The sequence below is a fragment of the Streptomyces fuscigenes genome, assembly GCF_021556455.1.
Lineage (GTDB): Bacteria > Actinomycetota > Actinomycetes > Streptomycetales > Streptomycetaceae > Streptomyces > Streptomyces fuscigenes.
Genome location: NZ_JAKGCV010000765.1, coordinates 1 through 1282, shown reverse-complemented (window position 1 = coordinate 1282; position 1282 = coordinate 1). Strand labels below are relative to the sequence as shown.

The following is a 1282-nucleotide window of genomic DNA, read 5'->3' as shown; positions in this document are numbered from 1 at the left end:
GCCCCCGCGCCCCGCCCCCTCGGAGGCGGAGAGGAGCCCGCCGCCGGCCGCCCGGCCGGCGCCACCGCGCACACCGGCGCCCCCGGCATCGCGGCGACCGGGGACGTGGACCGCAGCGACGCCGCCTACCGCCAGTGGCTCAAGGAGGCCGTGCGCCGCGTCAAGGCCGACGCCAACCGGTCGGCCGACACCCACCTGCTGCTGTTCCCCCTGCCCGAACAGTGGGGAATCGACCTGTACCTGAAGGACGAGTCGACCCACCCCACCGGCAGCCTCAAGCACCGCCTGGCGCGGTCGCTGTTCCTCTACGGGCTGTGCAACGGCTGGATCCGCCCCGCCCGCCCGGTCATCGAGGCGTCCAGCGGCTCGACCGCCGTCTCCGAGGCGTACTTCGCGAAGCTCATCGGCGTGCCGTTCGTCGCCGTCATGCCGCGCACCACCAGCGCGGAGAAGTGCCGGCTGATCGAACTGCAGGGCGGCACCTGCCACTTCGTCGACGACCCGCGCACCATGTACGACGAGGCGGCACGGCTCGCCGAGACGACCGGCGGGCACTACATGGACCAGTTCACCTACGCGGAGCGCGCCACGGACTGGCGCGGCAACAACAACATCGCCGAGTCGATCTACGAGCAACTGCGGCTCGAACGCTACCCGGAGCCCGCGTGGATCGTCGCGACGGCGGGCACCGGCGGCACCTCGGCGACGATCGCCCGCTACGCGCACTACATGCAGTACGACACCCGCGTGTGCGTGCCCGACCCGGAGAACTCCTGCTTCTTCGACGGCTGGACACACGAAGACCCCGCCGCGTGCAGCGACCGCGGCTCCCGCATCGAGGGCATCGGCAGGCCCCGGATGGAGCCGAGCTTCATCACCGGCGCCGTCGACCGCATGATGAAGGTGCCCGACGCGGCGAGCGTCGCCGCCGTGCGGGCCCTCGAGGGGCTCGTCGGCCGCCGCGCCGGCGGGTCGACCGGCACGGGTCTGTGGAGCGCCCTGCGCATCGTCGCCGAGATGATCGAGCGCGGGGAGCGGGGCAGCGTCGTCACGCTGATCTGCGACGGAGGGGACCGCTACCTCGACAAGTACTACTCCGACGACTGGCTCGCGGCGCAGGGACTCGACATCCGCCCGTACACGGCGGCGCTCGACCACTTCCTGCTGCACGGCACCTGGCCGGGCGGCCCGCGGGGCGCCTGACCGGACGGGCCGGGGGACCGCCCGACCGGACGGGCCTGGGGGCCGGGCGCGGCCCCGGGCCCTCGCGCGCCCACAGCCG

The 1282-nt window shown here is 73.9% G+C and carries 1 protein-coding gene; it reads left to right on the top strand.

The window, feature by feature from the left end:
• Window positions 1–87 precede the first annotated feature (87 nt).
• Window positions 88–1203, top strand: coding sequence for a PLP-dependent cysteine synthase family protein (locus L1885_RS28420; RefSeq protein ID WP_235800012.1), 1116 nt, complete (start codon window positions 88–90; stop codon window positions 1201–1203).
• Window positions 1204–1282: the final 79 nt, after the last annotated feature.